At 65.1% G+C, this 7,358-nt stretch carries 2 protein-coding genes; both read right to left on the bottom strand.

All coding sequences use genetic code 11. The features are described 5' to 3' along the window. Positions 1-43: 43 nt before the first annotated feature. Positions 44-1,015: an AAA family ATPase gene (locus ACUYMZ_RS07900; RefSeq protein WP_426006652.1), complete on the bottom strand. Its 972-nt coding sequence runs from the start codon at positions 1,013-1,015 to the stop codon at positions 44-46. 86 nt (positions 1,016-1,101) lie between these two features. Next, complete coding sequence (locus ACUYMZ_RS07895; protein WP_481602668.1) at positions 1,102-7,320, bottom strand: Ig-like domain-containing protein; 6,219 nt, start codon at positions 7,318-7,320, stop codon at positions 1,102-1,104. Positions 7,321-7,358: the final 38 nt, after the last annotated feature.

Raw genomic sequence — 7,358 nt, 5'->3', positions numbered from 1 at the left:
CCTTTGTTCGAACCGGGTGCGGGAATGATGACTGCGCTGGGCGCTATGCGCTGGCGCGTTGCTGCGGGGCGGCAACTTCAGCCAACACACGGCCCAATACCACCTCGGGAGTCGCGCCCGAGAACTCGGCCTCGGGATCCATCACCAGGCGGTGCGTCCACACCACGGGGGCCAGTTCCTTCACATCATCGGGCAGGACGAAGTTGCGGCCCTGTCCCGCCGCCCATACCTTGGCCGCCCGGACCATGGCGAGGGCGCCACGGACGGACACGCCCAACCGGGTCTCGGGGGCGTTGCGGGTTTCTTCACACAACCGGGAGATGTATTCCAGCACAGCGGTGTCCACATGCGTGGTGGCTGCGAGGTCAGCCATGTCTGCCACGGCCTGGGTGGTGATGATTGCGGACAGTTCGCGGGACCGGTCCTTCAGGTTGCTGCCGCCCAGCAGGCGCACCGTGGAGGAATGGTCCGGGTAGCCGATGGACGTCTTGATCAGGAAGCGGTCCAGCTGGGCTTCCGGAAGACGGTAGGTACCGGCCTGCTCGATCGGGTTCTGGGTTGCCAGGACCATGAAGGGGCGTCCGGCGTCGTAAGTGGTGCCGTCCACCGTGACCCGGGATTCTTCCATGACTTCCAGCAGCGCGGACTGGGTCTTGGGCGAGGCACGGTTGATTTCGTCCGCGAGCACGATGTTGCTGAAGACCGGGCCCTTGTGGAATTCGAACTTCTGCGTCTTCTGGTCATAGATGGTCACACCGGTCACGTCCGAGGGCAGGAGGTCCGGTGTGAACTGGATGCGGTTGTGCGAACCCTGGACCGTGGCCGCCAGCGCCCGGGCCAATGACGTCTTGCCGGTTCCGGGTGCGTCCTCGAACAGTACGTGGCCCTCGGCCAGCATGGCGGTGAACGTCAGGCGGATGACGTGTTCCTTGCCAAGGACCGCCTGGCCGACGTTGGCAACGAGCTTCTCGAACGTCTCTGCAAACCAGGCGGCTTGCTCGTTTGTCATGGTCATGGCGTCAGGGTCCTTTTCTTGTGGTCAAGCTGTGCCCGGGGCCGGTTGGTCCGGCCCCGGTTTTTCGTTCGGGAAGTGTTGCAGTGCTAGCGGTTCGGCATGCCATTCGGCGGGTTGCAGCCGATGTTGGTGGTATCGCAACGGATCCAGTTACCTGCCGCCATGCCGCTGGTCAGGTGGTACCAGATACCGGACGGGTTGTTGGAAGTCTTGTACCAGACCTGGTAGCGGTCCGATTCTCCCGAAGCCCCGGCATTGAGCCACTTGCCTTCGCCAACACAGGACGACGGGTTGCCTGCCCGGAAGCTGTCAGTGCCCTTGCGGGGCTCCGTGCAGCTTCGTACCGGCGTGGCGGTGACGGTCCAGGACGTGGGCTGTGGCGGCGGTGGTTCGGCCCCGCTGCGCGAGGTGTCACTGCCGATCCGGCCTTCCTGTCCCCCACTGATCGCACGGACACGCAGGGTGTGGGTTTCGCTGTAGCCAACGCTCTTGGAGAAGCTTCGCTCGTTCGTGCCGACCCAGCCGCCGCCGTCCAGGCTGTACTGGTATCCCGTCACGGGACGGCCGTTGCCGTTGGGCTGGTTCCAGGTCCAGGACACGGTCTTGTCGCCTGTTCCGCTGCTCTTGCTGCCGCTGACCGTGGGAGCGAAAGCCAGCCCGTAGGGGTTCACCACGTTCGATGAGGGACTCGCATCGCCGGGAGTGGCGTTTTGCGAGGAGACCGCCCACACGACAACACCGGTATCGGTGCCGTTCGGGGCGGGAACAACGCCGCCTCCGGCCGGGATGGCGCCGGTTCCTGCCCCGGAGGTCAGGCGGTACCTGTAACTGATCTCGGCAGCCGTGGCTCCATTGCGCCCGGCAGCAGTGAGCGGATTGAACGCCACCCGGATTTTCCCGCCGTCGGCGTTCGTTTCCACGAGGGACGCGGTGGGGGCGTCAACCATTCCCGGCTTGCCCGCAGCGCGGATGGGTGCCGATTGCTGGCTCACCCCGCTGACCCCGGCCTTGTTCTTCGCGGAGACCGTAAAGGTGTAATTGGCCTCGGCATTGTCCACGGTGACGTTCTGTGAGGTAGCACCCACCGTTTGGGAACCCACGACGGCGCCGCCCCGGTAGGTGGTCAGCGTGTAGGCGGATATGGGGTCACCGTTGTTGTTGGGCGCCACCCAGCTGACCTTCAGCTGGCTTTGGGTACCCACGGAGCCTGCCCCCGAGACGGAGGGCGCGGCCGGCGTCGCTGGAACACCGGCCGGCGTTTCGGCGGCCGAGTACGGGCTCCACTCGGAGGGATCCTTGGCATCGTTCCGTGCCAGCACCCGCACCTTGTAGGCCACGCCGTTGGTCAGGCCGCTCCACGTGTAGCTGGCACCGGTGAGGTTCTGGATCTGCGGGTTCTGCCCGGCCGGGGCCGGTGAGATTTCCAGATCGTAGGACTTGATGGGCGAGCCCTTGCTGGCCGGAGGCACCCACGCGACGGACAGCTGTTTGTCGCCGAACTTCAACGTCGGCGCAACGGGAGTATCCGGCTTAACGTCGGGGCGGACCTCGGCGGAGGCCGGCGAGCGGTCAGACTCCCCGATCGCGTTGGTCGCTGTCACCGCAAAGTGGTACTTCACGTTGTTCGTCAAGCCCGTCAAGGTGCAGGTGTTGGCCGGGCAGTCCTGCTTGAAACCGCCCTCGCCGTACACCGTGTACTTGGTGATCGGCGAGCCCCTGTCGGCAGGAGCAGTCCAGGTAAGCAGCGCCGTTTGGTCGCCCACACTCTGTGCCAGTGGCGTGGTGGGCGCCACGGGCTTGTCCTTGACAGTGAGCCGGACGCGGGCCGTTGCATACCGCGACTTCTCCCCAGTCTTGTCGGCCACGGTGTAGGAGGTCACCAACGTGCCGGTGAAGCCAGGGGCGGGAGTGACGGTGATCGAGTCGCCATTCACTTCCGTGTTGCCGCTTCCCGTCTCGGTCTGCGCAGCCACGATCTTCAAGGGCGTGTCAGGGAACGGGTTGGAGTCATTGGCCAGCACGTTGATCGTGACGGGCTTGCCGGATTGGGCTTCCGGTTCCACGTCGTCGTTGGCCACGGGCTTGGGGCGGGTGGAGGCTGACAGGGAAAGCTTGTAGTTGCCGACTGCTTCCAGGCCGCGGGGATCCTTGGCCTTCACCTGGACGGTGCTGCCCTGCCCGATCTGTACCGAGTCGTCGGCAGAGACCTTGAGGGTCTTGCCGTCGATGCTGACCCGGAAGCCGCCGGAGGGAGCGCCAACGAGCTCGTACTTCATGTTCCGCACGTCGTCGGCGTCGGGATCGGACGTGAGCTTTTCCAGATCCAGGCTGGCAGAGTCCCCCTTGGGAACTTCCACTTCGCTGCCCAGCAGGGTCGGAGGATTGTTCTTGTTGGGGTCCGGAAGCACCTTGGTACGGATGCTCAAAGTGGACTTCAACCCGTCGGGATCGTCCGGCCCCGTTCCATCTGTTACTTCGAAGCTGATCGAGCCGGGACCGACGTATTCCGCGCCGGCTGTGTACTTCACAGCCGTTCCCCCGTTGGCGATTGGATCGCTGCCGTCGGCGCCGATGAGCTTGATCCGGTCTGCCTGCGTCAGCCGGGGCGAGCGGCCATCACGGACCTTGACCCACTCACGCAGGTCCACGGTAACGGACTGGCCGGACACGAGTTCCACGACGTCGTCCTTGGCCAGGGTAGGAACCTGCTGTCCCAGGCCCGGCACCCAGATGATGGCCGTGGACTTCTGGCCGTCCACGTCTTCCACGGTGTACGGCACCAGTTGCGGCTGCTCCGTCAAATCCACTACGACGTTGCCGTCGGTTCCGGGCCGGGCTGTCTCCAGGCCGGTGCTGATCCTGAGGTTCTCCCCCACACCGTCCGGGTCCTCGTCGTTCTTGAGGACCGGTACGTCCACTGCCGTCTTGCCCAGGGTCTGGGCTGACGTCACGCGGTCGTCGCGGGCTATCGGGGCCTGGAGCGGGATGTCGTTGTCCACGATCACCCGGATGGTGGCCTGACCCACGGCGTCCCGGTCATCGGCCACGGCATACCGCACGTTGACCGTGCCTTCGGTGGCCGGTGCGGTGACCAGGATCCGGCCGCTGGTCTTGCTGACGTGGGCGTCCAGCCCGGCGTCGGCCTCGATGCTGTCGCTGAGGATCCGGATGAGGTCGCCGTCCGGGTCGGAGTCGTTCGCCGTGGCGTCCACGGCGATCTGGCGTGCAGGGCGCACTTTCACTTCGTCATCCACCGGCGCCGGCTTCTGGTTGTCATCGCCGCGGGGCGCGACGCCGACCGTCACGGTTCCGGTGTTGACCGCACCTTGGCGGTCGATCACCTTGTACCGGAACGTATCGGTTCCGGCGCCGTCACCGGCGGCAACGAAGTCGATGAAGTTGCTTCCCGCCGTCGCGGTTCCCATGGTGGGCGTGCTGTCGATGCCGGTGAGCTGCACCGAGTCGCCGTCGGGATCGATGCCATCCAACGGGACCGGGATGCGGACGCTGCCGCCTGCAACGACCCGTGCCGTCAGGTTCTGCGGTTGCGGACGCGAGTTCTGAGCACCTTCCAGCGGAAGGATGTGGATGGTGACCGCGGCGGCGCTCTTCTGGCCCTGCGGGTCCACGGCGTTGTAGATGGCCCTGACGGTCTTGGGCGTCGGTCCTGCGATGAAGCGCAGCGTGTTCTCAGAGATGAACGCGGTGCCGTCCTCGTCGGCAATGGTTTGGGCCAGTTCCGGGTCAACGGACAGTTCCTCGCCCTGCGGATGGGTGTCGTTGTCCAGGACAGGAATGGTGACGACGTCGTTCACGCGGACGTTGACTTCGTCCGGTTTCGGCTGGGGAGCTTCCACGACGGCGGGCGCCGGCACCGGGACCACGCCCACCGTTCCGGTGGCCGAACCGCGGCCATTGGACATGGTGTAACTGAAGGTGAACGGCTCCGTGGCGCCCAGGACATCAGTGACGCGCAGGACACTGTGGTCGATGACGCTCACCGACGCACTGGAGCCCGGCGGGACCGTCACGTTCTGGAGGACGAGGACCCCACCGGAGGGGTCGGAGTCGTTGGCCAGGGGATCCACCAGGACGCTTCCTCCAACGGGCAACAGGGCCACGTCATGGACGGCCACCGGGGCGCCGGCGTCCTTACCGGATTCAACGTCCACGCGGATCAGGCCCTGGCTGCTCTGCGGGCCGTTGCTGGCGATATAGGTGAGGTACACCGGACCGGGAGTGTTGCTGCGGAAGGTGAACGTCCCGCCGTCGGTCACGGGACCCAATTCGGCCTGGCCGGCCGCCTCCACGTGTGCCACGCGAAGTGCGCCGCCGTTGGGGTCGACGTCGTTCTTCAAGGGCGAGATCACCAGGTCCTGGCCCACCACTGCGGTGACGTGGTCCGCGTTGACCACGGGAGCGAGCGCTCCCGGTGGCTGCACGTTGACCACCACCCGTCCCGTGGTGGTGGCCCGGCCGTCCCAGACGGTGACGGTGACGTTCTTCTTGCCGGCAGCTGCACCGGAATCCTGGTAGGTCAGCAGGCCGTCGCGGCGTACCTTGACCTGGTCCTGCTCATTGTCGGCTTTGGCATCGAGCAGGACGAGGTCGTCGCCGTCCGGGTCCATCCAGTCGGTCAGGATGTTCTGGCTGACGGACTTGCCCTGTTCCACCAGCATGGTGGTGGGCTCGGCCCGCTTGAAGAACGGTGGCTTGTTGTCCTCGGGAGCCACCACGTTCAGTGTGACCCGTCCCCCTGCGGAAAGCCCACGGCCGTCGGCAGCGTTGTAGTCGAAGGATTCTGTGCCCGGCTTGGCGTCAGCGGGAACCCTGATCTGGAAGGCCGACCCGCCGTAGATGTTCTCCAGGGCACCGGCTTGGGGTCCGTTGGCACCGACCGCAGCGGTGAGGACGTCGCCGTCGGGGTCGGAATCGTTGTCCAGGACGCTCAGGATGGTGGTCCGGCCCGGCCTCACGCCGTATTCATCGGGTTTGGTTTCCGGTGCCCGGTTGGGCTTGGTACGGTCCGGCAGGACGTTGATGGTGTTGTTGTCCGCTGATTCCTGGTCCTGGTCGTCCGATTGGTTTTTCGGCGGGACGACGTCGTCCCAGTTGTTGACCAGCTGCATGTTCTGGTTAACCATCCACACGCTGCCGGAGTTGACGTCGTTGAGGACCACGAGATCTCGGTTCACGCGGAAAACATAGCTGGGCGACGCACTGGCCTTCGGGACATCGTTCTTTTTGTCGTCGGCGTCGTTATCGCAGTCGCGGACGTACTTGTTCGCACCGGCCCACGCCGAGTGCACGCACTTGCTGACCTGGACAGGAGCCGCAGGGATACCTTCCCCCTCGGCGTCCACCGTAGCGGCAGTGGAACCGTCCAGCGGCTGTTTGAGAAGGGAATTGCGCGTGGCGATGGCCACGAAGCCGCTGTCTTCGCTGCTCTGCTGGAGCTTGGCCTCACGGGCATCCTGGAGCTGGAGCCGACGGCCTCCGGGGAGGAAGAGGTTTCCGGCACCGGCATCGAGTACCACCGGCTTGTCCCCGACCACGGAGATCTGGAGGTCTCCCGCTCCCTTGAGTTCGTCAACCTTGGTGACTTCGGACGCCGTGCGCTCCCCCGTGGCATCGACAGTCGTCACCGTGATCTCACCCTTGCCGGGGTCCGCGGTATAGATGCGGTTGTCGTGCCCGACGGCGGACACCACACCCTGCGAACCGGTCAGGACGGGTTCGGTCCCTTCCTCGTCAAAGCCGTTGACCGTTGACGGCGACAGCGCCCAGACCTTGCCACGGGCGGGGTCAGTGACGGACAGGACTGTGGTGCCATAGCTCACTTGCGACGACGACGGCAGCTGTTTGTCGCCGCCCAGTTTCAGGTTGGCGGCCGAAACCTGGTTAATGGTGGAACCGGTTTCGTCATCCACGAAGACGTTGCCATCATGCTGCAGGACATCGAAGGTGGTGCTGGCGGGCGTCACCGCGCCGTCCAGGACCCGCGATGGGTAATTCAACCGGCCCACGGCGTTCTTGGTCTTGCTGACCACCCACACGCCGCCGTCGTTCAAATCCACTTCGGTGGTCTTGAATCCCGGGTACAGGATGGCGCCGGCGACGAGTACGCCACCGGCCACGGTCACAGCAACGGCCGATACGGCCTTTTGATGTCGACGCTTTTTCAGCCCCAGCTTGCCGAAGAAAGATCTCACAGCCCCAAAATTCCCTTTTCGCACAGCTGCTCCCCAACAGCTCCTGGATCCGCCGACGACTGTCGGCGGCCGGTCATTCCGCAGTACCCCCATACGGCGGCGGAATTTTCAGTCCATAAGACTATCCCACG

The organism is Arthrobacter sp. T572 (genome assembly GCF_056780115.1).
Note: the sequence above shows the minus strand (reverse complement) of the source record. Positions and strands in the feature narration are given on the sequence as shown.

Bases quoted from the DNA above. Each gene is read 5' to 3' on its own strand.
- ACUYMZ_RS07895 (WP_481602668.1), bottom strand. From the start codon at position 7,320: ATGGGGGTACTGCGGAATGACCGGCCGCCGACAGTCGTCGGCGGATCC.
- ACUYMZ_RS07900 (WP_426006652.1), bottom strand. From the start codon at position 1,015: ATGACCATGACAAACGAGCAAGCCGCCTGGTTTGCAGAGACGTTCGAG.